Source organism: Micromonospora zamorensis, from assembly GCF_900090275.1.
GTDB classification, from domain to species: Bacteria; Actinomycetota; Actinomycetes; order Mycobacteriales; family Micromonosporaceae; genus Micromonospora; species Micromonospora zamorensis.
This window is the reverse complement of record NZ_LT607755.1, coordinates 3,184,781-3,210,176: the sequence shown is the minus strand read 5'-3', so window position 1 is coordinate 3,210,176 and position 25,396 is coordinate 3,184,781. Positions and strand designations below refer to the sequence as shown.

22 protein-coding genes are annotated in these 25,396 nt (G+C 71.8%); 8 read left to right on the top strand and 14 right to left on the bottom strand.

Annotated elements, in window-relative coordinates; translation table 11 throughout:
* The first annotated feature begins 142 nt into the window (after positions 1-142).
* Positions 143-1,801, top strand: coding sequence for an NAD(P)/FAD-dependent oxidoreductase (locus GA0070619_RS14070; RefSeq protein WP_088948481.1), 1,659 nt, complete (start codon positions 143-145; stop codon positions 1,799-1,801).
* A gap of 61 nt (positions 1,802-1,862) precedes the next feature.
* On the top strand, positions 1,863-3,302 hold the full coding sequence (locus GA0070619_RS33815; protein WP_172862205.1) for an ATP-binding protein: 1,440 nt from the start codon (positions 1,863-1,865) through the stop codon (positions 3,300-3,302).
* A gap of 83 nt (positions 3,303-3,385) precedes the next feature.
* On the opposite strand, the gene GA0070619_RS14060 is transcribed toward GA0070619_RS33815, so the two are convergent.
* The 7 genes from GA0070619_RS14060 to GA0070619_RS14030 form a co-directional block, all read right to left on the bottom strand.
* Positions 3,386-4,195, bottom strand: a complete 810-nt coding sequence (locus GA0070619_RS14060) for an SAM-dependent methyltransferase (protein WP_088948479.1) — start codon at positions 4,193-4,195, stop codon at positions 3,386-3,388.
* 93 nt (positions 4,196-4,288) lie between these two features.
* Positions 4,289-4,798, bottom strand: coding sequence for an NUDIX domain-containing protein (locus GA0070619_RS14055; protein WP_088948478.1), 510 nt, complete (start codon positions 4,796-4,798; stop codon positions 4,289-4,291).
* A 52-nt stretch (positions 4,799-4,850) separates the two neighbouring features.
* Positions 4,851-5,492 carry an SRPBCC family protein gene (locus tag GA0070619_RS14050; RefSeq protein ID WP_088948477.1) on the bottom strand — a complete coding sequence of 214 codons (642 nt, stop codon included), beginning with the start codon at positions 5,490-5,492 and terminating at the stop codon, positions 4,851-4,853.
* Positions 5,492-5,857, bottom strand: coding sequence for an ArsR/SmtB family transcription factor (locus tag GA0070619_RS14045; RefSeq protein WP_088948476.1), 366 nt, complete (start codon positions 5,855-5,857; stop codon positions 5,492-5,494). The genes GA0070619_RS14050 and GA0070619_RS14045 overlap by 1 nt, the downstream gene beginning before the upstream one ends.
* 28 nt (positions 5,858-5,885) lie before the next feature.
* Positions 5,886-7,982, bottom strand: coding sequence for a xanthine dehydrogenase family protein molybdopterin-binding subunit (locus GA0070619_RS14040; RefSeq protein WP_088948475.1), 2,097 nt, complete (start codon positions 7,980-7,982; stop codon positions 5,886-5,888).
* Complete coding sequence (locus GA0070619_RS14035) at positions 7,979-8,962, bottom strand: FAD binding domain-containing protein (protein WP_088948474.1); 984 nt, start codon at positions 8,960-8,962, stop codon at positions 7,979-7,981. The genes GA0070619_RS14040 and GA0070619_RS14035 overlap by 4 nt, the downstream gene beginning before the upstream one ends.
* Positions 8,959-9,510, bottom strand: a complete 552-nt coding sequence (locus tag GA0070619_RS14030) for a 2Fe-2S iron-sulfur cluster-binding protein (RefSeq protein WP_088948473.1) — start codon at positions 9,508-9,510, stop codon at positions 8,959-8,961. Before GA0070619_RS14030 ends, GA0070619_RS14035 begins: the two co-directional genes overlap by 4 nt.
* A gap of 65 nt (positions 9,511-9,575) precedes the next feature.
* Here GA0070619_RS14030 and GA0070619_RS14025 point away from each other — a divergent pair, with 65 nt between their 5' ends.
* Positions 9,576-10,163 carry a nucleotidyltransferase family protein gene (locus GA0070619_RS14025; RefSeq protein WP_088948472.1) on the top strand — a complete coding sequence of 196 codons (588 nt, stop codon included), beginning with the start codon at positions 9,576-9,578 and terminating at the stop codon, positions 10,161-10,163.
* On the opposite strand, the gene GA0070619_RS14020 is transcribed toward GA0070619_RS14025, so the two are convergent.
* The 5 genes from GA0070619_RS14020 to GA0070619_RS14000 form a co-directional block, all read right to left on the bottom strand.
* Positions 10,150-10,818 carry a TMEM175 family protein gene (locus GA0070619_RS14020; protein ID WP_088948471.1) on the bottom strand — a complete coding sequence of 223 codons (669 nt, stop codon included), beginning with the start codon at positions 10,816-10,818 and terminating at the stop codon, positions 10,150-10,152. The two genes, GA0070619_RS14025 and GA0070619_RS14020, sit on opposite strands and share 14 nt — an antisense overlap.
* A gap of 106 nt (positions 10,819-10,924) precedes the next feature.
* Positions 10,925-12,301 carry a GH1 family beta-glucosidase gene (locus GA0070619_RS14015; RefSeq protein WP_088948470.1) on the bottom strand — a complete coding sequence of 459 codons (1,377 nt, stop codon included), beginning with the start codon at positions 12,299-12,301 and terminating at the stop codon, positions 10,925-10,927.
* 29 nt (positions 12,302-12,330) lie between these two features.
* Positions 12,331-13,170: a carbohydrate ABC transporter permease gene (locus GA0070619_RS14010; protein WP_088948469.1), complete on the bottom strand. Its 840-nt coding sequence runs from the start codon at positions 13,168-13,170 to the stop codon at positions 12,331-12,333.
* The gene (locus tag GA0070619_RS14005) at positions 13,163-14,155 is read right to left on the bottom strand and encodes a carbohydrate ABC transporter permease (protein ID WP_088948468.1); all 993 of its coding nucleotides are present in this window, start codon (positions 14,153-14,155) and stop codon (positions 13,163-13,165) included. The genes GA0070619_RS14010 and GA0070619_RS14005 overlap by 8 nt, the downstream gene beginning before the upstream one ends.
* Positions 14,156-14,225: 70 nt before the next feature.
* Positions 14,226-15,524: an ABC transporter substrate-binding protein gene (locus tag GA0070619_RS14000; protein ID WP_088948467.1), complete on the bottom strand. Its 1,299-nt coding sequence runs from the start codon at positions 15,522-15,524 to the stop codon at positions 14,226-14,228.
* A gap of 236 nt (positions 15,525-15,760) precedes the next feature.
* Here GA0070619_RS14000 and GA0070619_RS13995 point away from each other — a divergent pair, with 236 nt between their 5' ends.
* From GA0070619_RS13995 to GA0070619_RS13975, 5 genes are all read left to right on the top strand, one after another.
* A complete protein-coding gene (locus GA0070619_RS13995) occupies positions 15,761-16,960 on the top strand; it encodes an ROK family transcriptional regulator (RefSeq protein ID WP_088948466.1) in 1,200 nt (399 codons plus the stop codon).
* 230 nt (positions 16,961-17,190) lie between these two features.
* On the top strand, positions 17,191-19,827 hold the full coding sequence (locus GA0070619_RS13990) for a discoidin domain-containing protein (protein ID WP_088948465.1): 2,637 nt from the start codon (positions 17,191-17,193) through the stop codon (positions 19,825-19,827).
* Between the two features lie 411 nt (positions 19,828-20,238).
* On the top strand, positions 20,239-20,595 hold the full coding sequence (locus tag GA0070619_RS13985) for a YciI family protein (RefSeq protein ID WP_088948464.1): 357 nt from the start codon (positions 20,239-20,241) through the stop codon (positions 20,593-20,595).
* Between the two features lie 2 nt (positions 20,596-20,597).
* On the top strand, positions 20,598-21,806 hold the full coding sequence (locus GA0070619_RS13980; RefSeq protein WP_088948463.1) for an RNA polymerase sigma factor: 1,209 nt from the start codon (positions 20,598-20,600) through the stop codon (positions 21,804-21,806).
* A gap of 68 nt (positions 21,807-21,874) precedes the next feature.
* Positions 21,875-23,008, top strand: a complete 1,134-nt coding sequence (locus GA0070619_RS13975) for a carboxylate-amine ligase (RefSeq protein ID WP_088948462.1) — start codon at positions 21,875-21,877, stop codon at positions 23,006-23,008.
* Between the two features lie 10 nt (positions 23,009-23,018).
* On the opposite strand, the gene GA0070619_RS13970 is transcribed toward GA0070619_RS13975, so the two are convergent.
* Positions 23,019-24,803, bottom strand: a complete 1,785-nt coding sequence (locus tag GA0070619_RS13970; RefSeq protein ID WP_088948461.1) for an N-acetylglutaminylglutamine amidotransferase — start codon at positions 24,801-24,803, stop codon at positions 23,019-23,021.
* 111 nt (positions 24,804-24,914) lie between these two features.
* Positions 24,915-25,346 carry a MarR family winged helix-turn-helix transcriptional regulator gene (locus GA0070619_RS13965; RefSeq protein ID WP_088948460.1) on the bottom strand — a complete coding sequence of 144 codons (432 nt, stop codon included), beginning with the start codon at positions 25,344-25,346 and terminating at the stop codon, positions 24,915-24,917.
* Positions 25,347-25,396 lie beyond the last annotated feature (50 nt).

Here is a 25,396-nt window from a genome sequence, read left to right as displayed (position 1 = left end):
GAGGTGTGCACGCAACCGGGCGGGTCGCCGGTGTTCGGGCGCCCGTGCGGCTCACCGGCTTACCCGGTCCCGGGCCGGTCAACCGTGCGGTGGAGCTCACGCCTTGGTGCGGTCGACCCGTGCCAGGTGGTTTCATGGCGCCATGGCGAACCCGGTGATCCTGACCGTCGACGACGACCCCGTGGTGTCCCGGGCGGTGGCCCGGGACGTCCGGCGCCGCTACGGCGACCGCTACCGGGTGCTGCGGGCCTCCTCCGGGCCGGAGGCGCTGGACGCGCTGCGAGAGGTCAAACTGCGCGGCGAACAGGTGGCGCTGCTGCTGGCCGACCACCGGATGCCGGAGATGACCGGGGTGGAGTTCCTCGAGGCGGCCATGGACATCTTCCCGGCCGCCCGCCGGGTGCTGCTCACCGCGTACGCGGACACCGACGCCGCGATCGAGGCCATCAACGTGGTCGACCTGGACCACTACCTGCTCAAGCCGTGGCATCCGCCGGAGGAGAAGCTGTACCCGGTGGTGGACGGGCTGTTGGAGGCGTGGGCGGTCACCCCGGACGCGGCCAGCGCCGAGATCCGGGTCGTCGGGCACCGCTGGTCGGCGCCGTCGTTCAAGGTCCGCGACTTCCTCGCCCGCAACCTGGTGCCGTACCGCTGGCTGCTGTCGGACGACCCGGAGGGCGTCCGCCTGCTCGACGCGGCCGGTGCCACCGAGGCGGACGTACCGCTGGTGGTGACCCCCGAGGGCAAGGCGCTGATCGCCCCGAATGAGACCGAGCTGGCCGCGCTGGCCGGGTTGACAGTGGTGCCGGCGTGCGACTTCTACGACCTGGTGGTGATCGGCGGTGGTCCGGCCGGCCTCGGCTCGGCGGTGTACGGCGCGTCGGAGGGGCTGCGGACCGTGCTCGTCGAGCGGCGGGCCACCGGTGGTCAGGCCGGGCAGAGCAGCCGGATCGAGAACTACCTGGGCTTCCCGGACGGCGTCTCCGGCGCGCAGTTGACCGACCGGGCCCGGCGGCAGGCGGTGAAGTTCGGCGCCGAGCTGCTCAGTGCCCGGGAGGTCGTCGGTCTCAGTGAGGCCGGGGGCGCCCGGCTGCTGCGCTTCGGCGACGGCACCGAGATCGCGGCGCACACAGTGGTGCTGGCCACCGGCGTGTCGTACCGGGTGCTCGACGCCCCCGGGCTGGCCGACTTCACCGGCCGGGGGGTGTTCTACGGTGCGGCCGCCACCGAGGCGCCGAGCTGCGTCGAGCAGGAGGTCTACATCGTCGGCGGGGCCAACTCCGCCGGGCAGGCGGCGGTGCACTTCTCCCGGTACGCGTCGAAGGTGCACCTGCTGATCCGCGGCGCGGACCTGACCGCCTCGATGTCGCGTTACCTGATCGACCAGTTGGAACGGATCGACCGGATCACCGTGCACCCGTACACCGCCGTGGTCGGTGGGTCCGGGGAGGACCACCTGGAACGGCTCACCCTCTGCGACACGCGGACCGGGGAGTCCCGTTCGGTCGACACGTCCTGGCTGTTCATCTTCATCGGTGCGGAGCCGCGTACCGACTGGCTGGACGGGGTGCTGGTCCGCGACCCGCGCGGCTTCATCGTCACCGGCCCGGATCTGCTCGCCGGCGGACGACGGCCGGCGGGCTGGTCGCTGTCGCGCGACCCGTACCACCTGGAGACCAGCGTGCCGGGGGTGTTCGCCGCCGGTGACGTGCGCGCCGATTCGGTCAAGCGGGTCGCCTCGGCCGTCGGCGAGGGTGCGATGGCCGTCTCGCTCGTGCACCGCTACCTGGAGGCCCAGTGAGCGCGAGGAGTGAGCCGGTTCTGCGAGCCCCGCAGTCGCGAACGAAGGAGGCCCAGTGACCATGGAGTCTGATCGGCTGACACCCGCGCAGCTGCGTACCCTGTTCCTGTTCGAGGCCCTGGACGACGGGCAGCTCGACTGGTTGGCCGAGCGCGGCCGGGTCGAGCAGCGCGCCGGGGGCACCCTCGTGTACGCCGAGGGCGAGCCCGCTACCTGCTTCTTCGTGTTGGTGCGCGGTGCGGTGGCGCTGAGTCGGCAGGTGCGTGGTGACGACGTCGAGGTCAGCCGCACCGACCAGCGCGGCGTGTACGGCGGAGCTGTCCAGGCGTACCTCGGTGACCAGGTCGATCAGGTCTACCGCAACAGCCTGCGGGCGGTGACCGACGCGGACTTCTTCGTGTTGCCGGCGGAGGATTTCGCGCACGCCCTGCGGTCCTGGTTCCCGATGCCGATGCACCTGTTGGAGGGGTTGTTCTTCGGTATGCGGGACTCCCAGACCATCGTCGGTGAACGGGAGCGGCTGCTGGCCCTCGGTTCGCTCTCGGCGGGTCTGACCCACGAGCTGAACAACCCGGCCGCGGCGGCGGTGCGGGCCACCTCGGTGCTGCGCGACCGGGTCGCCGGGATGCGGCACAAGCTCGCGATGATCGCCGACGGGCGGCTCGACGGCAGGGCCCTGCACGGTCTCGTCGCGTTGCAGGAGGAGGCTGTCGCCCGGGTTGCCACCGCACCGAAGTTGACCCCGATGGCCACGGCTGACGCCGAGGACACCCTGACCGACTGGCTGGAGGAGCACGGCGTCGGCGGCGCCTGGGACCTGGCGCCGATCCTGGTCGGGGGCGGCCTCGACACGGCCTGGCTGACGGAGGTGAAGGCTGCGGTCGGACCCGCCGACCTGGAGGCGGCGGTGCGGTGGCTCACCTACACGGTCGACACCGAGCTGCTGATGCGCGAGATCGGTGACGCGGTCACCCGGATCTCCGGCCTGGTGGGCGCCGCCAAGCAGTACTCGCAGCTGGACCGCGCGCCGCACCGGGTGGTGGACGTGCACGACCTGCTCGACGCCACCCTGGTGATGTTCAAGGGCAAGATCCCCGCCGAGGTCAAGCTGGTCCGCGAGTACGACCGCGGCATCCCGCCCATCCCGGCGTACGCGGCCGAGCTGAACCAGGTGTGGACCAACCTGATCGACAACGCGTTGGGCGCGATGGGGGAGAAGGGGGTGCTGACCGTCCACACCGGACGTCTCGGTGACTCGCTGGCGGTGGAGGTCACCGACACCGGCCCGGGTATCCCGCCCGAGGTGCGTCCACGCATCTTCGAGCCGTTCTTCACCACCAAGCCGGTCGGCGCGGGCACCGGCCTGGGGCTGGACATCTCGTACCGAATCGTGGTGCACAAGCACCACGGCGACATTCGGGTGGAGACCGAGCCCGGACGGACCACGTTCCGGGTCCTGCTGCCGATCACCGAGGTGCCGGGCGACGCGCAGGCTACCTAGAGGCGCGTCGGGGAACTGGTCATGGCCGACGCCAGCAACTAACCATCAAGCGACCCGCCGAACGGCGTACGGGGTGAGAGGCGTCAGAGCACGCGGGCGACCCCGCAGTAGCCGTCCACCATGGCCGGGGGCCTGCTGTCAGTCCGCCAGTGCCCCAGCGGCACGACACCCGGCTCGACCAGGTCGAGGCCGTCGAAGAACGCCGTGAAGTCCGCGACCGCACGCAGGTGGTACGGCAGGGCACCGCTTTCGTTGTACTGCCGATGCGACTCGATGACCCGCTCGCTGGTAGCCGTACCGTCGGACATCGCCAGAAAGCTGCCCGATGGTAGGGACGAGACCAGAGTGTTGACGATGGCCCGCGCCTCGGCCGGCTTCTCGATGTGACCCATGACGCCCAGCAGCATCAGCGCGATCGGCTCACTGAAGTCCAGTGTGTCCCGAGCGTCCTGGACGATCCTCTCCGGGTCGCGCAGGTCGGCGTCGACATACTGGGTGGCACCCTCCTGGCTGCTGGTCAGGAGCACCCGGGCGTGCGCGAGAACCATCGGGTCGTTGTCGACGTAGACGACGCGCGCCTGCGGCGTGATCCGTTGGGCGACCTCGTGGGTGTTGTCGGCCGTGGGTAGGCCGGTACCGACGTCGAGGAACTGGCGGATCCCCGCCTCGGCGGCGAGATACGTTACCGCTCGTCCGAGAAAAGCGCGCGAATACCGTGCCGCCTCGACGATTTCCGGGAAGACCGCCCGTACCTGTTGGCCGACCTCGCGATCCGGGGCGAAGTTGTCCTTACCGCCGAGCCAGTAGTTCCACACCCGTGCCGAGTGCGGCACGGTGATGTCCATCTTGGCGGCCGAGCCTCCCACAGGCTGCTCGGTTTGGTCCTGCGACATCTCCGTCTCCTCTCAAGAGCCGTGCGGCGTCGAGGCCGTAGCCTAGCGGTGCGACGGCGCAAGTTTCTTGATCAACGCGACCGAGAGCGAGGGTCAGGAGGTGGGTGTCAGGAACTCGGCCAGGACCCGTGTGTGGGTGGAGAACGCCAGCTCGACCGGGTCGGTGAGCACCAGCCACTCGGTCGCCTCCTCGGTCGGCGTCGACGGTGGCAGATCCTCGGCCGCTCGCTCGGGCAGCACCCCGAAGATCATCATCGTGCCGCCCGCCGGGGCGCCGTGCACCGCGAACAGTCGCGCGTCCTCGGCCGCGGCGACCAGGCCGGTTTCCTCCCGCAGCTCACGGACGAGGGCGTCGGACCACTCCTCGCCGTACTCGATGAAGCCGCCGGGCAGCGCGAGCAGGCCGCGGGCCGGCTCGATGTCCCGGCGGACGACCACCACGCCCAGGCCCTCGGCCGTGCGGACCGGCAGCACCGCGACCGCCACGGGCAGGGGGTTGCGCCAGACGGTCTCGCCGCAGGCCGCGCAGACCCGCGGCCATCCGGCGGCCGGCGGGTAGGCGGCGCCGCAGTAGGAGCAGTGCGAGTACGGCGTGCCGGTCATCCGCAGCACGTTACCCCGGTCGCCGCTCAGGCTGCCGCGCCGCCGCCCGCGCTCAGGCCTGCGGGGCGCCGGTGTAGAAGGCGGTGGTGCGCTCGGCGGCGGCCTTCGCCTCGTCGGCGTCGGTGCCGGCGGCGATGCTTGCCTCACCCCACAGGTGGCTGCTCAGCTCCATGGCCCGCCGTCCCTCGGCGGAGGCGGTCCACTCGGCGCCCTGCTCCGGGGTGATCCCGCTGCCGTCGCCGGCCAGGTGCGAGGCGAGGCCGAGTAGCCCGAGGTCCCAGCCGACGCCGACCGCGCCCGGCCCGAACTGGGCCCACCGGTCCTGGTCGACGTGCGCGATGTGGTCCAGGTCGAGGCGGGCCCGCTCGTCGCCGACCGGGGTGACCCGCACCTCGATCCAGCTCACCTCGCCGCCCATCTCCCAGGTGGCGGTGAAGCGGCGCGGCGGCTCGCAGCTCTCGACGGTGCCGCCGGCGTTGCCCTGGAGCTGGTACGTGCCGCCCAGCCGCAGGTCACCGGTGATCGGCAGGAACCAGCGCGGGATGCGCTCGGCGCTGGTGCAGGCGTCCCACAGGTCCTCGGCGGTCGCCTCGTAGGTCTGGCTGATCGTGGTCACCCGAGCCTCACCGGCCTCCAGGGTGCGGCTGCCGACCTTCCGCTGCACGGCGTTGATCTGCTCGGTCGCGTCGAACATCAGGTGTTCCTCTCGTCGGGTGGGTCGGCGGGCCCACGCAGCCGACGCTCGCGTCGGCCCCGGGCCAGCTCGGTGGCGAGTGCCGCCAGGGGTGGGGTCCAGAACCGGCGGAAGTGCTCCAGCCAGCCGTCGACCTCGCGCAGCGGGCGCGGGTCGACCGCGTACAACCGCCGGGTGCCCTCCGGCCGCACGGTGGCGAAGCCGTTGTCCCGTAACACCTTGAGGTGCTGGGACACGGCAGGTTGGGAGATGCCGAACTCGTCGCGGATGACCGCGCTGACCGCGCCGGCGGTCTGCTCGCCGTCAGCGAGCAGCTCCAGGATGCGGCGCCGGACCGGATCGCCCAGCACGTCGAAGGCGTGCACGACGACCTTTATATCACCACCGGCTTATTTAAGCCAAGGCTGATGCGCCTACGAGTTTGTCCAACCGGATCGGCAGGTCCCGGACCCGTACGCCGGTGGCGTGGTGCACCGCGTTGGCGATCGCCGCCGCCGCCCCGACGATGCCGATCTCCCCGATGCCCTTCACGCCGGCCGGGTTCAGTTCGTCGTCGTGCTCGTCGAGCCAGTACGCCTCGATGGACTCCACGTCCGCGCAGCCGGTGATGTGATACGTGGCCAGGTCGTGGTTGACCCAGTCGCCGTACCGCTCGTCGAGCAGTCCCTCCTCGTGCAGGGCCATCGACAGCCCCATCGTCATGCCGCCGATGAGTTGGCTGCGCGCCGTCGTCGGGTTCACCACCCGGCCGGCCGCGAACACGCCGAGCATCCGGTTCAGCCGTACCTCGCCGGTGTCCGCGTCCACCCTCACCTCGGCGAACTGCGCCCCGTACGCGTACCGGGGGAGCGCCGGCTGCCCGCCCACCTCGTCGGTGGTGTCGGCATCGGCGGACACCTCGTCCGTCGGTACGCCGCCCGGGGTGTCCCGCAGCTTGTCGCGCAGCGCCTGACCGGCCCGGATCACCGCCCAGCTCCAACTGGCGGTGCCCATCGAGCCCCCGGCCACCGGCGCGGCCGGCAGGGCGGTGTCGCCGATCTGGATCTCCACCCGCTCCGGTGGCGCCCCGAGCGCGTCGGCGGCTACCTGCCAGATCGCCGTCCGGGCGCCGGTGCCGATGTCGGTGGCGTTGATCTGGACCAGGAAGCTCCCGTCGGGGCGGGCGGTGGCTCTGGCCGACGACGGCCTGGCCCGGGCCGGGTAGCTCGACCCGGCCACCCCCGTGCCGATCAGCCAGCGACCGTCGCGCCGGGCGCGGGGCGTCGGGTCCCGGTCCGTCCAGCCGAACCGCTGCGCACCCTCGCGCAGGCAGGCCACCAGGTTGCGGCTGGTGAACGGCCGCCCCTGGTCGGGGTCGACCTCCGTGTCGTTGCGGATGCGCAGCTCCACCGGGTCGATGCCGACGGCGATGGCCAGCTCGTCCATCGCCGACTCCAGGGCGTACGCGCCGGGGCACTCGCCGGGGGCGCGCATCCAGAACGGCGTGGGCACGTCGAGGCGGACCAGCCGGTGGGTCGTGCGGCGGTGGGGTGCGGCGTACATGCTGCGGGTGTACACGGCCGTCTGCTCGGCGAACTCGCGGATGGTCGACGTCTGGCTGATCGCGTCGTGGCAGATGGCGGTGAGTCGCCCGTCGGCGTCGGCGGCGAGGCGGACCCGCTGGATGGTGGGGGTGCGGTAGCCGACCGGCCCGAAGAGCTGTTGGCGGGTCAGCGCCAGTTTGACCGGTCGGTCCACGTGCCGGGCCGCGAGGGCGGTCAGCACCACAGCGGCCTTGGCGTACCCCTTGCTGCCGAAACCGCCACCGACGTGTTCGGTGACGACCCGCACCGACTCCGGGGACACCTCGAACAGCTCGGCGAGGGTGCCCCGCACCGACGACGCGCCCTGGTTGGAGTCGTGCACCAGCAGCCGTCCGTCGCGCCACTGCGCCGTCGTGGCGTGCGGCTCCATCGGGTTGTTGTGGTACGCCGGGGTGCGGTACGTGGCGTCCACCCGCACCGGGGCTGCCGCGTACCCGGCGTCGAAGTCACCCTCGGCGGTGTCCGTCGGATAGCTGGGGTTGACGTGGTCCGGCTGGTACAGGCCGGGGTGGTCGTCGGTGAGCACCGTGCTGTGCGGGGCGGCGTCGTAGTCGATCCGGACCAGCCGGGCGCCCTCGCGGGCCGCCTCCAGGGTGGTGGCCACCACCACGGCGACGAACTGCCCCCGGTAGTGCACCGCCGGATCCTGCAACAGCCACAGCTCCGGCTCGGGGCCGGCCGCGAGGCGGGGCGCGTTGCCGTGGTGCAGGACGGCCAGCACCCCCGGGGAGGCGAGCGCCTCCGATGTGTCGACCCGGGTGATCCGGCCCCGTACCACCGCCGACGGCACCGCCCAGCCGTAGGTGATCCCGTCCACCGGGTACTCCACGGCGTAGCGGGCCGTGCCGGTGACCTTCTCGCGGCCCTCCAGCCGGGGGTATGCGTGGCCGACCGCGTCGGTGCTCACGACGTCGCCAGCTCGCTGAGCGCCCGCACCGTGATGGCCCGGGTCAGCGGCACCTTGAAACCGTTGTGCCGCAACGGGCGGGCCTCGGCCAGCTCCGCGTCGGCGGCCCGGGCGGCCAGCTCGGGGCTGAACGGTCGGCCCCGCAGCTCCTCCTCGGCCCGGTACGCCCGCCACGGTCGGTGGGCCACCGCCCCGTACGCCAGCCGGACGTCGCGGACCACGTCGCCGTCGAGGTCCAGCACCGCGGCCACCGAGCCGGCGGCGAAGGCGAACGAGGCCCGGTCGCGCACCTTGAGGTACGTCGAGCGGCGCGCGGCCGGCAGCGGTGGCAACCGGACGGCGGTGATCAGCGTGCCCCGGGCCAGGGTGGTCTCCCGTTCCGGGTGGGTCCCGGGGGAGCGGTACAGGGCGGTGAGCGGGACGTCGCGCGGCCCGTCGGCCTCGTGCACCTCGACCACCGTGTCGAGTGCGGCCAGCGCCACGGCCAGGTCGGACGGGTGGGTGGCCACGCACTGCTCGGACCAGTCCAGCACCGCCAGGTCGCGGTTCTGACCGTGCAGGGCGGCGCAACCGCTGCCCGGTGCACGCTTGTTGCACGCCTTGCCGGTGTCCTGGAAGTAGACGCAGCGGGTGCGCTGCAACAGGTTGCCGCCGGTGGTGGCCATGTTGCGCAGCTGTCCGGAGGCGGCGGCGAGCAGGGCGCGGGCCAGCACCGGGTAGTTCTGGCGGACCACCGGGTGGGCCGCGAGGTCGCTGTTGCGGACGGTCGCGCCGATCCGCAGCCCGCCGTCGGGCAACTCCTCGACCGTGTCCAGCGGGAGCCGGGTCACGTCGACCAGCACGTCGGGGCGTTGCACCCCGAGTTTCATCAGGTCCACCAGGTTCGTCCCGCCGCCCAGGTACGCGGCCTGCGGCTCGGCCGTCAGCACGGCGACCGCCTCCGCCACGTCGGCGGGCCGGTGGTAGCGGAACGCCCTCACGAGGACGCCGCCGTCTCGCGCACGGCCGCGACGATGTGCGGGTACGCGGCACACCGGCACAGGTTGCCGGCCATCCGTTCCCGGATCTCCGCGTCGGTCAGCTCGGCCGGTGCGCTCAGGTCGTCGGTGACGGCGCTGGGCCAGCCTCGAGCGACCTCGTCGAGCATGCCGCGGGCGGAGCAGAGCTGCCCGGGTGTGCAGTAGCCGCACTGGAACGCGTCGTGGGCGATGAACGCGGCCTGCAACGGCGACAGCTCGTCGGGCCCGGCCAGCCCTTCGACGCTGATCACCGAGCGGCCGTCCAGTGTGACCGCGAAGACCAGACAGCTCTTCACCCGGCGGCCGTCCAGCAGCACCGTGCAGGAGCCGCACTGGCCGTGGTCGCAGCCCTTCTTCGCCCCGGTCAGGTCGAGGTGCTCGCGCAGCGCGTCCAGCAGCGTGGTGCGGTTGTCCAGCATCATCTCGCGGGACGAGCCGTTGACCTCGAACGTCACCCGGGACGAGTGCCGCTCGTCGGTCGTCGTCGCGTTCTCGGGTCCGCCCTGCACCGGCCCAGACTAGCTTTGTCGGTACATCTGAGGGCGAATAACGCAAAGCCGTTCGTACGGGGGTGATGCCGGTGACCGCTGGGCTGCTGCTGGCCGCCGGCGCGGGGCGGCGGTACGGCCGTCCGAAGGCGCTGGTCGAGCTGGACGGGGTGCCGCTGGTGCGGCGCGGGATCACGCTGCTCCGCGACGGCGGTTGCACACCCGTGCACGTGGTGCTCGGCGCCGGCGCCGACGACGTGCCCGATCTGCCCGGCGCGGTGCCGGTCCGACACGACGGCTGGCCCGAAGGGCTGGGATCGTCGCTGCGCAGGGGCCTGGCCTCCCTGCCGGCCGACGCGCCGGCCGCGGTCGTGGTCCTCGTCGACCAGCCGCTGCTCAGCCCGGTCGCGGTCCGCCGGGTGCGGGCCGCGTACGCCGGCGGTGCGCTCGTCGCGGTCGCCACCTACGCCGGTCGGCCGGGGCACCCGGTGCTCCTGACTCGGGAGACCTGGCCGCTGCTGGACCGGTACGCAGTCGGCGACCGGGGTGCCCGCGACCTGCTGCGCGACCGGCCGGACCTGGTGGTCGAGGTGCCCTGCGACGACGTCGGCGCACCGCTCGACGTGGACACCCCGGCCGACCTGCTGCGGCTGCGCGCCCTCAGCGACGGGTGAGCCAGCGGGGCAACCCCTCGCTGGTCACCGCGTGATAGGTGATCATGACGATGACGCCGATCAGGCCCAGCAGCGGGTTGACGAACCAGCCGAGCAGACCACTGAGCCCGTAGAGCACCAGGCCGGTGACCGGTCGCAGCCGCTGCGTGCGCGCGTACTCGGGACTGACCCCACGCCTCAGCAGCGCCGGGTGCCGGTGCAGATAGCCGAAGAACACCAGCCAGGGGGCCGACATCAGCGCGGCGGACAGCGCGTACAGGGCGACGGCCGCGCGTTGGTCGTCGGTGTCGCCGTGGGTGAACGCCGACGCCAGCACCGCGGTGGGGAACGGAATGATCACCGCGCCGAAGAGCACGCCGAGGTTGATCCAGCTCAGTGTGAGCGTGGTGCCGCGGATCAGCCGCAGCAGCGCGTGGTGGTTGAGCCAGAGCACCCCGACGTAGACGAAGGACACCACGAAGGCCAGGTAGGAGGCGCCCTCGCCGAGCAGGCCGGTCAGCAGTTCGCCCTCGTGGTATTCGGGCACCCGCAACTCGATGACCAGCAGGGTGATGACGATGGCGAAGACGCCGTCGCTGAACGCCGTCATCCGGTCGATGCCGGACACCTGCGCTCCGGCGTCGGGTTGCTCGGCCTCGTCGGGTGCTGCGGACATTGCCGCAGGCTAGCCACCGGGTGTGGCGGCAGGTGGCGGTTTCGTCCGATTAGAACGGGAACGGCCGCCCGGGTTACCCCCGGGCGGCCGACCGCACCGCCCCCGATCAGGCCACCGGTGCGGCCGTCCCGGTCGTGCGGGCGAGACGCTGGTGGGCGCGGATCAGCTCGGCGTAACGCAGGCCGCTCGCCTTCATCGTCCGGGTCTGGGTCGGGTAGTCGACGTGCACCAACCCGAAGCGCTTGTCATAGCCGTACGCCCACTCGAAGTTGTCCAACAGCGACCAGACGAAGTAGCCGTCCAGCGGCACACCCCGGGCCACCGCCGACGCGCACGCCGCCAAGTGCTGCTCCAGGTGGTCGGTGCGCTCCTTGTCCTCCACCCTGCCGTCCGCGGTGACCTCGTCCGGCCAGGCCGAACCGCTCTCGGTGACGATGATCCGACCCGGCTGGTACTCCTCGTGCACGTCGACCAGCAGCCGCTCCAGCCCCGCCGGGTACATCTCCCAGCCCATCGCGGTCTCCACCGAGCCGGGCACCGGCACCTGCCGGGCGTACGGTGCCGCGCCGGTCGGGTCGTCGACCACCAGTTGACGGAAGTAGTAGTTCACCCCGAGGAAGTCGGTGGGCGTGGCGATCACCGCGAGGTCGTCGCCGCGTACCGGTGGCTCGACGCCGTAGGTGGCGATCATGTCGGCGGGGTAGCCCCGCCCGTGGATCGGGTCCAGCCACCACCGGTTGACGTGCCCGTCCGCCCGGCGGGCAGCCGCGACATCCTCGGGTCGGTCGGTGGCCGCCTCGATCGGGCTGAGGTTGAGCACCAGGCCCACCGAGGCCGCCCGGGCGGCGTTGGCGCGGATCGCCTGAGTGGCCAGCCCGTGCCCGAGCAGCACGTGGTGCGAGGCGTGCACCGCGCGGGTGAGGTCCCGCTCGCCGGGGGCCATCCGCCCCTCCAGGTGCCCGATCCAGCACACGCAGAGCGGCTCGTTGACCGTGTTCCAGTCGCCGACCCGGTCACCGAGGCGGGCGGCCACCACCGCCGCGTAGTCGGCGAACGCCTCGGCGGTGGACCGCTCCGGCCAACCGCCCCGGTCCTGCAACGCCTGCGGCAGATCCCAGTGGTAGAGGGTGACGAACGGCCGGATCCCGTCGGCGAGCAGCGTGTCGACGAGCCGGTCGTAGAAGTCCAGCCCGGCGGGGTTGACCCGCCCGACACCGTCGGGCATCACCCGGGGCCAGGCCACCGAGAAACGGTACGCGTCCACGCCGAGCCGGCGCAGCAACGCGAAGTCCTCGGGCCACCGGTGGTAGTGGTCGCAGGCCACCGCGCCGGTGTCGCCGTTGTCGACGTTGCCGGGGGTCGCCGAGAAGGTGTCCCAGATGGACGGTGCCCGGCCGTCGACGTCGACGGCCCCCTCGATCTGGTACGCCGCCGTGGCGACGCCCCAGAGGAAGTCGGGTGGCAGCTTGGACAGGTCGGGCACGGGACGGATCTCCTCTGGGTTTGGATGACTCACTTGACCGCGCCGGCGGTGAGGCCGGCGACGAAGTAGCGCTGAAGGGCCAGGAAGCCGACGACGACCGGGATGCTGACCACCAGCGAGGCGGCCATGATCTGGTTCCAGTAGACGTTGAACTGGGTGGAGTAGCCCTGGAGGCCGACGGCCAGGGTGCGGCTGCCCTCGTCGGTCATCACCGACGCGAAGAGCACCTCACCCCAGGCGGTCATGAACGCGTACACGGTGACCGCGACGACGCCGGGCACTGCGGCCGGCAGGATCACCTGGAACAGGGTGCGCAGCGGACCTGCGCCGTCGACCTGCGCCGCCTCGTCCAGCCCGCGAGGGATCGAGTCGAAGTAGCCGACCAGCATCCAGATCGAGAACGGCAACGAGAAGGTCAGGTACGTGATCACCAGGCCGGTACGGCTGGCGTACAGCTCGATGCCGGTGGCGTTGCCCAGGTTGACGTAGATGAGGAACAGCGGCAGCAGGAACAGGATGCCGGGGAACATCTGGGTGGACAGCACCGTCACCGAGAAGACTCCCCGGCCGCGGAACCGGTATCGGCTCACCGCGAACGCGGCGAAGATGGCCACCACCACCGAGCAGACCGCCGCGATGGTCGACACCACCAGGCTGTTCACCAGGTAACGGGCCAGCGGGACGGTGCTCCACATGTCCACGAACGGTTGCAGCGTCGGCCGGCTGGGCCACCAGGTGAAGCCGTTCTGCACGTCCTGCAACGGCTTCGCCGCGGAGGTGACCATCACGTAGAGCGGGATGACGACGAAGAGGGTGAGCAGGGTCAGCACGATGCGCCGGCCCCAGCGCTCACCGGCGGTCTCACGCATGGTCGTCCCTCCGACGGTTGGTGATCAGCAGGTACACGGCCGAGACGACCAGCAGGAACAGCAGCAGCGCCACGGACATCGCCGAGCCGGAGCCGAAGTCCCAGGTCTTGAAGGAGCTGCGGTAGATGTGGATGGAGATGAGGTCGGCCTGCTCCGGCGCGGAGCCGCCGAAGAGCACGAACGGGGTGTTGAAGTCGTTGAACGTCCACAGAAACAACACCAGCAGCAGTACGAGGTTCACCGGCCGCAGCATCGGCAGGGTGACCGAGCGCAGCCGGCGCCAGAACCCGGCGCCGTCGATGGCGGCGGCCTCGTACATCTCGCCCGGCACGTTCTGCAGACCCGCCATCAGGCAGAGGAACGCGAACGGCCAGTTGCGCCACACCGACACCACCAGCAGCGACCAGAAGCTGTTGTCGCCGATCAACCAGAACGGCCGCTCGCCCAGCAGCCCGAGCTGGTCGACGAGGACGTGGTTGACCAGGCCGGTGTCGCGCTGCAGCAGGAAGCTCCAGGTGATCACCGCGGCGTAGACCGGCAGGGCGTACGGGGTGAGGAACAGCGCACGCAGGATCGCCCGCCCCCGAAAGGGCCGTTGCAGCACGACGGCCGCCGAGATGCCGAGCAGCCAGGCGAACCCGACCGAGAGCACGCTGTAGGCCAGGGTGACCCAGAACGAGTGCAGCAGTTCCTTGCCGGCGGCGCTGTTCAGGTCGAGCGTCGCCCGGTAGTTCTCGAACCCGATGAAGGGTGCGGTGGACCAGTCGCGAATGTGGAACTGGGTCAGCTCCAGCATGCTCATCCAGACGCCGACCACCATCGGGATGACGTGGATGGCGAGTTCCAGCACGATGGCCGGTGCGAGCAGCAGGTACGGCAGGAGTGAGCGGCGGGGGCCGCGGGGCCGGCGGGCCGGCCTCCGGGCCGGTGACCCGGCCCGGGGTTCGCGCCGGTCGGCGTCCGGCGCGGTGGTGCTGGTTGCCATCGGGGTCCTCTCGGAGGCGGTGGCCGTGGCCGGGCTCAGCGCCCGACCACGGCCACCGGTGACGCCTGGGTCAGCGCATCTTCTGCTGCGCGTCGGTCAGCTTCGCCTTCACCGACGCCTCGGTGACCGGCTTGCCGCTGGCCGCGTCCGCGAACAGCTCCTTCATCGCGGTGCCGACCAGGGTCTCGAAGGTGCTCTCCTCCGGCACCTGCGGGAGCGGGGCCGCGGTGGTGACCAGGGTCTCCTGGATGGTCTTCTGCTCCGTGGCGCTGAACGCCGGGTCGGAGCCCGCGGTCTTCACCGCCGGCAGCGAGCCGTACGTCTTGTTGAGGAGCGTCTGCTCCTCGTCGCTGGTCATGAACTTGACGAAGCTCAGCGCGCCGTCCTTGTTCTTGGTGTGCTTGAAGACCGCCATGTTGATCCCGGCGACCATGCTGTTGACCTTCTTGCCGCCGGGCGGCGGGCTGGCCAGGAACGGCACGGGGGCCACCCCGTACGCGTCGGCCGGCATGTTCTGCGTCTTCAGGTTCGAGCCCGCGGACTGCCACAGCAGCATGGCGGCCTTGCCGTTGGCGAAGTCGGAGACCGACTGGTTCTGCGCGTACTCGGCGTTGCTCGGGTTGGTGATCTTGTCGGCGGCCATGAAGTCGATGTAGCGCTTGATCGCCGAGACGTTCTGCGGGGTGTCGAAGGTCGGCTTGCCGGCCGAGTCGAACCACTCACCGCCGTACTGCTGGCTGAAGGTGAACGCGTGGTGGGCGTTCTCCGACGGGTTGGCCCCCTCGATCGCCAGGCCCCACTTGCCGCCGGTGCTCAGCTTCTTGCCGTACTCGGCGAGCTGCTCCCACGTGGTCGGCGGTGCGGTGATGCCGGCGTCGGCGAACGACTTCTTGTTGTAGTACAGGCTGTACGCCATGCTGTAGAGCGGCACGGCGGCCGGCGGCTTGCCGGGGGCGCCCGCGGCGGCGAGCGCGGCCGGCACGATCCGGTCCTTGCCGCCGACGGCCTGCAGCGCGGCGTCGTCGAACTCGACCAACGCGCCGGTGGCCTGCAACGAGGCCGACCAGGTGTTGCCGATGTTGACCACGTCCGGGCCCTTGCCGGAGGCGGCGGCCGCGAGCAGGCGGTTGAGCAGGTCCGACCACGGGACCACCTCGACGGTGACCTTGATCCCGGTCTGCTTCTCGAACTTGTCCAGCTCGGGCTGGAGGATCGTCTTGTCGGCCTCCAGGCTGGCGCCCTGGTTGCTGGCCCAGTAGGTGAGGGTCTTGGGTGATGCGGCGGAGTCGTCGCCGGAGCCACCGCAGGCGGTCAGTGAGGCGGCGGCCAGTACGGCGGCGGTGAATATCCCGAGGTGTCGTCTCGACACGGGTCAGCCCTTCCGGTGCGTGGTGGGGGTCCGCCGACCTTCGTCACCGATAGGGGTCGGGCGACGGGGGCCGGCTGCGGACAGGGTTCGGGGGTGCGCCGTCGGGGTCCGTCGGCGTTTCCCGGGAGTTACATCACGGCTTAAATTATGTCGTCATTAAAGTTGCTGGCCGGTGGGTCGTCAAGCACGAGGCGGTTACAGTCGCCTCGAACGGCCGACGGGAAACGAGGTGACGAGTGGAGCTGGCGCGTGCCACCAACCGCAGTGTGCGGCTGCGCAACCGGTCTGCCCTGCTGACCAAGCTCTTCCTCGACGGCCCGCTCACCCGGCAGGACCTGGTGCGCAGCACGGGCCTGAGTCAGCCGGCGGTCAGCAACGTGGTGGCCGACATGATCGACGAGGGGCTGGTCGCCGAGGCCGGCGCCGCCGAGTCCGACGGCGGTCGGCCCAGCATGCTGCTGCGGATCGCACCCCGGTTCGCCTTCCTGGTCGGCGTGGACGTCGGCGAGACCCGGGTCCGGGTGGAGCTGTTCGACTTCGCGATGACCCTGCTGGCCAGCATCGAGTACCCGCTCGACCCGGCCCGGACCGAGCCGGACCTGGTGGCCGGGCACGTGGTGGCCGGCATCGACGCGGTGACCGCCCAGGCGCAGGTGGCCCCCGGCGACGTGCTCGGCGTCGGCATCGGCGTCTCGGGCGTGGTCGAGCAGGGCGCCGAGGCGGTCGTGCACGCCCAGGCCCTCGGCTGGGACCGGGTGCCGCTGGAGCGTCTGATCGGCGCCGGCACCAATCTGCCGCTGCACATCGACAACGGCGCCAAGACCCTCGGCCAGGCCGAGATGTGGTTCGGCGCCGGCCGGGGCGCCCGGCACGCCGTCTTCGCGCTTGTCGGCTCCGGGGTCGGCGCGTCGGTGGTGACCAACGGCGCCACCTACCGGGGTGCGTCCAGCAGCGCGGGGGAGTGGGGGCACACCACCCTCGTGTACGGCGGCCGGGCCTGCCGGTGCGGCGCGCGCGGCTGCCTGGAGGCGTACGTGGGCGCCGAGGCGATCATCGACCGCTATCGGGAGGCGCGTCGGGGTCGACCGGTGCCCGGCGAGGACGAGGAGTCCCAGATCGCCGCGCTGGTCGCCGCCGCCGAGACCTCGGCCACCGCCCGGCGGGTGCTGGACGACACCGCCGGCTACCTCGGTGCCGGGGTGGCCAACCTGATCAACCTGTTCAACCCGGAGCGGGTGGTGCTCGGCGGATGGGCGGCGATGGCGCTGGGCGACCTGCTGCCGGCCGTCCGGGAGGCCGCCGGCCGGCAGGCGCTGCGCCAGCCGTACGAGCAGGCGTCGATCGAGTTGTGCCGGCTCGGCGTGGACGCCGTGGCGCTGGGCGCCGCCACCCTGCCGATCGCCCGCTTCCTCACCGAGGGCGGCATCCGCCGCTGAGCCGGAACGACGGCGCCGGCGACGGCAAATTACACAAAACCCGAGGCTCGGGATAAATAACGGTGTTATAGATCGATGTCTTGACGCCGTCGCAATCTCGCCGCAACACTCACTCGAGAGCGCTCTCCGGTCCGCGGCGCCGCCCATCGCTGGCACCACCCACGGCGCCACGGGGCCCAACCCGATCCCACCCGTCCGGCATCCGTAACCCCCTATCGACAGGCGATGTCATGACATCTCGTGCAATATCCGCACGCCCGCGTCCCCGACGGGCCGTCCGGCACCTGATCGTCGGGCTTACCGTGGCCCTGGTCGCGGCGCTCACCCCGGCGGGTGCGACCACACCCGCGCAGGCCGCACCCACCCTGCTCTCCCAGGGCCGCCCCGCCACCGCGTCGTCCACCGAGAACGCCGGCACCCCGGCCTCCGCTGCGGTCGACGGCAACACCGGCACCCGCTGGGCCAGCGCGTTCAGCGACCCGCAGTGGCTCCAGGTCGACCTGGGCGCCCGGGCAACCATCAGCCAGGTGAACCTGCTCTGGGAGGGCGCCTACGGACGCGCCTTCCAGCTCCAGACCTCCGACGACGGCGCCACCTGGACAACGATCTACTCGACCACCACCGGCACCGGCGGCACCCAGAACCTCACCGTCACCGGCGCCGGCCGCTACGTGCGGATGAACGGAACCGCCCGGGGCACCGGCTACGGCTACTCGCTCTGGGAGTTCCAGGTCTACGGCGAGACCGGTGGCAGCACGCCCACCTGCGGCAGCACGAACGTCGCGCAGGGCAGCCCGGCGACCGCCTCGTCCACGCAGGACGCCGGCCTCGCGGCGTCCGCCGCGGTCGATGGCAACACCGGAACCCGGTGGGCCAGCGCCGCCAGCGACCCGCAGTGGCTGCGCGTCGACCTGGGCAGCACCCGCACGATCTGCCGGGTGGTGCTCACCTGGGAGGCCGCGTACGCCCGGGCGTTCCAGCTGCAGACCTCGGCCGACGGTGCCACCTGGACCACCATCTACTCGACCACCACGGGCACCGGCGGCACGCAGTCGCTGACCGTCAGCGGCAGCGGCCGGTACCTGCGGATGTACGGCACCGCCCGAGGCACCGCGTACGGCTACTCACTGTGGGAGCTGGCGGTGAACACCACCGGCGGCGGGACCAGCGAGCCACCGGTCGACACGACCGACCCGCGCAACCCGAACCTCGGGCCGAACACGTTCGTCTTCGACCCGAGCACCCCGACGTCGACGATCCAGAGTCGACTGAACACCCTCTTCACCCAGCAGGAGACCAACCAGTTCGGCCCGCAGCGCTACGCGGTGCTGTTCAAGCCCGGCACCTACACCGCCGACGTCAACCTCGGCTTCTTTACCCAGGTCGCCGGCCTCGGCATGAGCCCGGACGACGTCAACCTCAACGGTCACGTGCGCACCGAGGCGTTCTGGTTCGGCGGCAACGCCACCCAGAACTTCTGGCGGGCCGCCGAGAACCTGTCGGTCACCCTGCCCGCCGGGCAGACCGTGGAGCGCTGGGCGGTGTCCCAGGCGGCGCCCTACCGGCGGATGCACCTGCGCGGCGCGCAGAACCAGATCCAGCTCTGGAACGGCGGAGACGGCTGGTCCAGCGGCGGCCTGATGGCCGACACCCGCGTCGACGGCCTGGTCGTCTCCGGCTCGCAGCAGCAGTGGTACTCGCGCAACAGCGAGTTCGGCAACGGCTGGACCGGCTCGGTGTGGAACATGGTCTTCCAGGGCGTCAACGGCGCTCCCGCGCCGAGCTTCCCCAACCCGTCGCACACCGTCATCGGCCAGACCCCGCAGGTGCGGGAGAAGCCGTTCCTCTACGTCGACGGCACCGGTGAGTACCGGGTCTTCGTGCCGGCACTGCGCACCAACTCGACCGGCACCAGCTGGTACAACAAGACCCCGGCCGGCTCGTCCATCTCGCTGTCGCAGTTCTACGTCGTCCAGCCGGGCACCAGCGCGGCCACCATCAACGCAGCCCTCGCCCAGGGCCGGCACCTGCTCTTCACCCCGGGCGTGCACCACGTCACCGAACCGATCCAGGTCAACCGCGCCGACACTGTCGTCCTCGGCCTCGGTCTGGCCACCATCCAGGCCGACAACGGCAGCGTGGGGATGCGGGTGGCCGATGTGGACGGCGTCAAGGTGGCCGGCCTGATGTTCGAGGCCGGCACGACGAACTCGCCGGTGCTGATGGAGGTCGGGCCGTCCGGCTCGTCCGCGAGCCACGCCAGCAACCCGACCTCGCTGCACGACGTGTTCTTCCGCATCGGCGGCCCACACGTCGGCAAGGCCACCAACACGTTGACCGTCAACAGCGACAACGTGATCGGTGACCACATGTGGCTGTGGAGGGCCGACCACGCCGCCAGCGGCGTACCCACCGGGTGGACGCTGAACACGGCCGACACCGGGCTCACGGTCAACGGCGACAACGTCACCATGTACGGCCTCTTCGTCGAGCACTACCAGAAGTACCAGACCATCTGGAACGGCAACGGCGGCCGGACGTACTTCTACCAGAACGAGCTGCCGTACGACCCGCCCAACCAGGCGGCCTGGATGAACGGGTCGACCCGGGGCTACGCCGCGTACAAGGTCGCCGATTCGGTGACCAGCCACCAGGCGTGGGGGCTGGGCAGCTACAGCTACTTCAACGTGAACCCCGCCGTCGTGGAGGAGCGGGCCTTCGAGGTGCCCAACAACCCGAACGTGCGCTTCACCAACATGGTCACCGTCTCGCTCGGTGGCGTCGGCACCATCAACCGGGTGATCAACAATGCCGGTGGCACCGCGAACGCGGCCAACCAGCAGGTGTACCTGACCACCTACCCCTGACCGGGGCGCCCGCGCCGGCCCGGTCCTCCGTGACCGGGTCGGCCCGGGTAGCACCCAGGGCCGTGGCCGGCCCGGTCCCGCCGAGACCGGGCCGGCTCCGGTCGTTCCGCCACCCGGCCAGCACCTCGGCCGCGGCCCGTTCACCGGCACCGCCCACCCGGTCGAGGGCCTCCAGCACCCGCACCTAGGCGGACCGTACCCCTGTCCTTCGTCCTTTGCTCTGCACCCACCGAGGCGACGCCTCGGTGGGCCGCCGACTGTCGCATCCGTGGGTGCAGAGCAAAGGGCACGCCGACCCCGGGGCCGGGCCGGCCTCCGAGAAACTTTCCGCCGGCCTGTCGATCCGGGCCCCGGCCGATCGTGTGGAGGATGAGAGGTCGGCGACGGGCCGGCCCCCCGCGAGGAGGAACGATGACGCTGTACCTGCTCAGCCTTCACCAGCCGCAGGGTGAGCTGCCCCCGGACCCGGAGTTTCTGGCCGGGGTGATGCGCCAGCTCGGTGAGCTGCGCGCCGAGTTGGTCTCCACCGGCTCGTGGGTCTTCGGCCAGGGACTGCACGGCCCGGAGACCGCCACCGTGCTGCGCGCCCGCGACGGCGACGTCCTGGTCACCGACGGCCCGTTCGTCGAGGGCAAGGAGTACCTGGGCGGCATCACGATCATCGACGTGCCCGACCTGGACGCCGCCCTGGACGTGGGCCGCCGTTACGCGTTGGCCACGACGCTGCCGATCGAGGTCCGCCCCTTCCAGGCGGGGGCCGGAGACTGACCGTGCCGGATGTGGAGGCGGTGTTCCGCGCGGAGTACGGGCGCGCGGTCGCCGTTCTGGTTCGCCTCCTCGGCGACATCGACCTCGCCGAGGAGGCTGTGCAGGAGGCTTTCGTCGTCGCGGTGGCGCGCTGGCCGACGACCGGCCTGCCGCCCAGTCCGGCCGGCTGGATCATCACCACGGCCCGGAACCGGGCGATCGACCGGCTGCGCCGCGACGCGTCCCGGGTCGACCGGCACGCCCAGGCGGCCCTGTTGTTCGCCGCCGACGGACCCGTCGAGGAGGGACCCGTGCGCGACGACCGACTGCGTCTGATCTTCACCTGTTGCCATCCGGCGCTCGCCCCGGCGGCCCGGGTCGCGCTCACCCTGCGCCTGCTCGGTGGGCTGAGCACCACCGAGATCGCCCGGGCCTTCCTGGTGCCCGAGGCGACCATGGCGCAACGGCTGGTCCGTGCCAAGTCGAAGATCCGCAACGCCCGGATCCCGTACCGCGTGCCCCGCGACGCCGACCTGCCCGACCGGCTGCACGCGGTGCTCGCGGTGCTCTACCTGATCTTCAACGAGGGGTACACGGCGAGCGCCGGGCGACAGCTCGTCCGCGCCGAGCTGTGCGTCGAGGCGATCCGGCTGACCCGGCTGCTGGTCGAGCTGATGCCGGACGAGCCGGAGGCGCTCGGTCTGCTCGCGTTGATGCTGCTCACCGAGTCCCGCCGCAACGCGCGGACCAACGCCGCAGGTGAGCTGGTGGCGCTGCCCAACCAGGACCGGGCCCGGTGGGACGCCGAGCTGATCACCGAGGGGCAGGCGCTGGTGCGCCGCTGCCTGCGCCGCGACCGGCCCGGGCCGTACCAGATCCAGGCCGCGATCGCCGCCGTGCACAGCGCCGCGCCGCGAAGCGCCGACACCGACTGGGGCCAGATCCTCCAGCTGTACGACCACCTGACGGTCGTCGCCCCCAGCCCGGTGGTCGCGCTGAACCGGGCCGTCGCGCTCGCCGAGGTGGCCGGGCCGGCCGCGGGGCTGGCCGAGGTGGATCAGCTCGACCTGGACAGCTATCACGTGCAGCACGCGGTCCGCGCCGACCTGCTCGCCCGCCTCGGCCGGGAGGCGGAGGCCGTCGAGGCGTACCGGACAGCCGTCGCCCTGACGGACAACGCGGCCGAACGGGCCTTCCTCACCGCCCGCGCGGCGGCCCTGGCGACGTCCTGAGCGGCGTTTGCCGTCGGGCCGGGCCGGGAAACCGAGGCGCCGGCCGCAGCAGTGGAGGGCGAGAAACCATGAAGTACCGTTCGGCGACCGCCGGCACCGTGCCCGACCTGTCCACCCTCACGCTCGGCGTCGAGGAGGAGTTCCTGCTGCTCGACCCGGAAAGCGGGCGCAACCTGCCGGTGGCCGACCAGGTGCTGTCCGCGCTGCGCGGCTCCGCCCGGGACCAGAGCCGCCAGGAGTTCCGGCACAGCATGGTGGAGATGGTCACCCCGGTCTGCGCCGACCTCAGCGAGCTGCGCGCGCACCTGGTGGCGCTGCGCCACTCCGCCGCCGAGGCCGCCACGGCGGCCGGGGCCCGGCTGGTGGCGATCGGCGCCACCCCGGTGGCCGAGCCGCACCGGACGGTCCCCGACGAGCCGCGCTACCACGCGATGTCGCGCCGGTACGGCCCGGTGGCGCACGACCCGGCGGTGTGCGGCTGTCACGTCCACGTCGGGCTGCCCGACCGGGAACTGGCCGTGCAGGTCTGCAACCACCTGAGGACGTGGCTGCCCGTGGTGCAGGCGATCACCACCAACTCACCGCTGCACGACGGGTACGACACCGGGCACGCCAGCTGGCGGTCCATGCAGCTGGAACGGTGGCCCAGTATCGGCCCGACGCCGTACTTCGACTCCGCCGCCGACTACGACCGGACCGTCGACGAGCTGATCGCCGCCGGCATCATGCTCGACGCCGCGATGGTCTACTGGTACGCCCGACCGTCGTCGGCCTACCCGACGGTGGAGATCCGGGTGGGCGACGTCTGCCCGGACGTGGACGACGCGGTGCTGGTCGCCGCGCTGGTCCGGTCACTGGTCGCCACCCTCGCCGACGACGTACGCGCCGGGGTGACCGCGCCGCCCGTGCGCGACTGTCTGGTCGCCGCCGCCCACTGGCGGGCCGCTCACGACGGCCTCGAAGGCGAACTCATCGACCTGCGCGCCGGCGGCACCCGCCCCGCCTGGGCGCTCGTCGACGAGTTGATGGCGGTGATCGCCCCGGCCCTGCTGCGCCACGGCGACCTGGGGTACGTGTTGGCGCAACTGGCCCGTCTGCGCCGCGACGGCACCGGCGCGACCCGGCAGCGCCGCGTGTTGGAGCGCACCGGTGACCTGCGCGCCGTCGTCGACGACCTGGCCGCCCGCACGACCGCCGGCTGATCGGCGGCGTTCAGCGGATGTCGTGGGTCTGTAGCCACAGCTCCAGCAGGCCGAGCTGCCACAGCTTGTTGCTGCCGGCCGCCGCCTCGGCCCGGTCCGGTTCGGCGAGCAGCTGTGCCACGTACTCCGGGCGGAACAACCCTCGCTCGCGCGCGGCCGGCGCCTGCAACGCCTCGGCGACCAGGTGCCGCACCGGGCCGTCCACGTTGCGCAGCGCGGGCACCGGGAAGTAGCCCTTGCGACGGTCGATCACCTCCGCCGGCAGCACCTCCCGGGCGACCTCCTTGAGTACGCCCTTGCCGTTCTGGGCGACCTTGTGTTCCGGCGGGCAGTGCGCGGCCAGGGTGACCAGGTCCTGGTCGAGGAAGGGTGTACGCACCTCCAACCCCCACGCCATGCTCATGCTGTCCACCCGTTTGACCGGGTCGTCGGGGAGCATCAGGTGGGTGTCCAGGCGCAGCACGGCGTCCAGCGCGGTCTGTGCCCCGGGCGCGGCGAGGTGTTCGGTGAGCAGCTCCCGGCTGGCGTCGTGCTCAAGCGAGTACGCCGGGCCGACGATGCCCCGCAGCTCGTCGTGGTCGCGGTCGAAGAACGCGGCGGCGAACGTCTCGGCGGCGCTGTGCCGGGGCGCCTCCACCAGTGGCTGGTGGTAGCCGTAGCCGGCGAACACCTCGTCGGCGCCCTGCCCGGACTGCGCCACCTTCACATGCTGCGCCACCTGCTCGGACAGCAGATGGAAGGCGACCACGTCGTGACTGCCCATCGGCTCGGTCATCGCCAGCACGGCACGCCGTACGGCGGGCACCAGGTCGTCGTCGGCCAGCCGGATCCGCTGGTGGTCGGTGTCGTACGCGCGGGCCACCAGGTCGGAGTAGTGGAACTCGTCGCCGGACTCGCCGTCGCGGCTGTCGAAGCCGATGCTGAACGTCCGCAGGTGCTGCTGCCCGGCCTCGGCGAGCAGCGCCACGATGAGGCTGGAGTCCAGTCCACCGGAGAGCAGCACGCCGACCGGCACGTCGGCGACCAGCCGTCGGCGTACCGCCGCGCGCAGCGCGTCCCCGATGGCGGCCTTCCAGTCGGCGGCGTCCATCCCCGCGTCGGCGGGCTCCCGCACGTAGTCGGGTCGCCAGTACACCTCCTCGCGGCTGCGCCCGTCCGCCTCGATCACCCGCAGGGTGGCCGGCGGCAGCTTGCGCACACCGCGCAGCACCGTCCGTGGCGCGGGCACGATGGAGTGCCAGGACAGGTAGTGGTGCAGCGCCACCGGGTCGATGCTGGTGTCGACGTCGCCGGCCCGCAGCAGCGCGGGCAGGGTGGAGGCGAACCGCAGCCGCCCAGGTGTCTCGGCCAGGTAGAGCGGTTTGATGCCGAGCCGGTCGCGGGCCAGGATCAGCCGCCGCCGCGGCCGGTCGACCAGGCCGATCGCGAACATGCCGACCAGGTGGTCGACGAACCGTTCACCCCAGTGCGCGTACGCGACCAGGATGACCTCGGTGTCGCTGGTGGAGTGGAAGTCGTACCCGGCGTTCCGCAGTTCCTCGCGCAGCTCGGGGTAGTTGTAGATGCAGCCGTTGAAGACCAGCGCCAGGCCCAGGTCGTCGCGGACCATCGGCTGCCCGCCCGCGTCGGACAGGTCGATGATGGTCAGCCGGCGGTGCCCGAGGGTCACCCATCCGTCGGCGAACAGGCCCTCGTCGTCCGGGCCGCGCGAGCGCATCGCCTCGGTCATCCGGGTGACCGCCGCCGCGTCGGGGGAGCGACCGTCGAATCGGGCCTCCCCGCTGATCCCGCACATCAGGCGGGGCGATGGATCAGGTGTGGCACCAGCGACACAGCGTCCTCCTGTCACCTCGTCCCCGAACGGGGCCGCTGGCTACCCCCGCCCGGTGTGGGTAAACCCGTGGTGTCAGGCGCGCAGGGTGCGCAGGATGCGGGACAGCTCGGCCCGGTCGGCGTCGTCCAGGTGGCCGAAGAAGCGGTCCGCCTCGGCCCGGCGGGCGGCCCGGATGGCGGCGCTGACCCGGTTGCCCTCCTCGGTGAGCGCGACCAGGGTCGCCCGTCGGTCGGCCGGGTCGGGCCGGCGCTCGACGAGCCCACGGGTCTGGAGGTCGTCGACGACCTCGGTCGCCGAGCGGGGTGCGATGTGCAGGTGCTCGGCGAGCGTGCCGGGGCGGACCTCGCCGTGCCGGCCCAGGACACCGAGCGCCCGGGACTGGCTGGGGGTGATGTCCCAGGGCGCCAACGACTCCCGGGTCTGCCGGCGCAGACGGGACGCCACCGCCCAGAACGTCTCGGCCAGGCTCTCGTCGTCCGCGCCGTCGGACGTGTGCTCGATCACCGGAATACCGTAGCAGCCGATGCGGTTGTTCCCTCATGTTGAGGTAACCT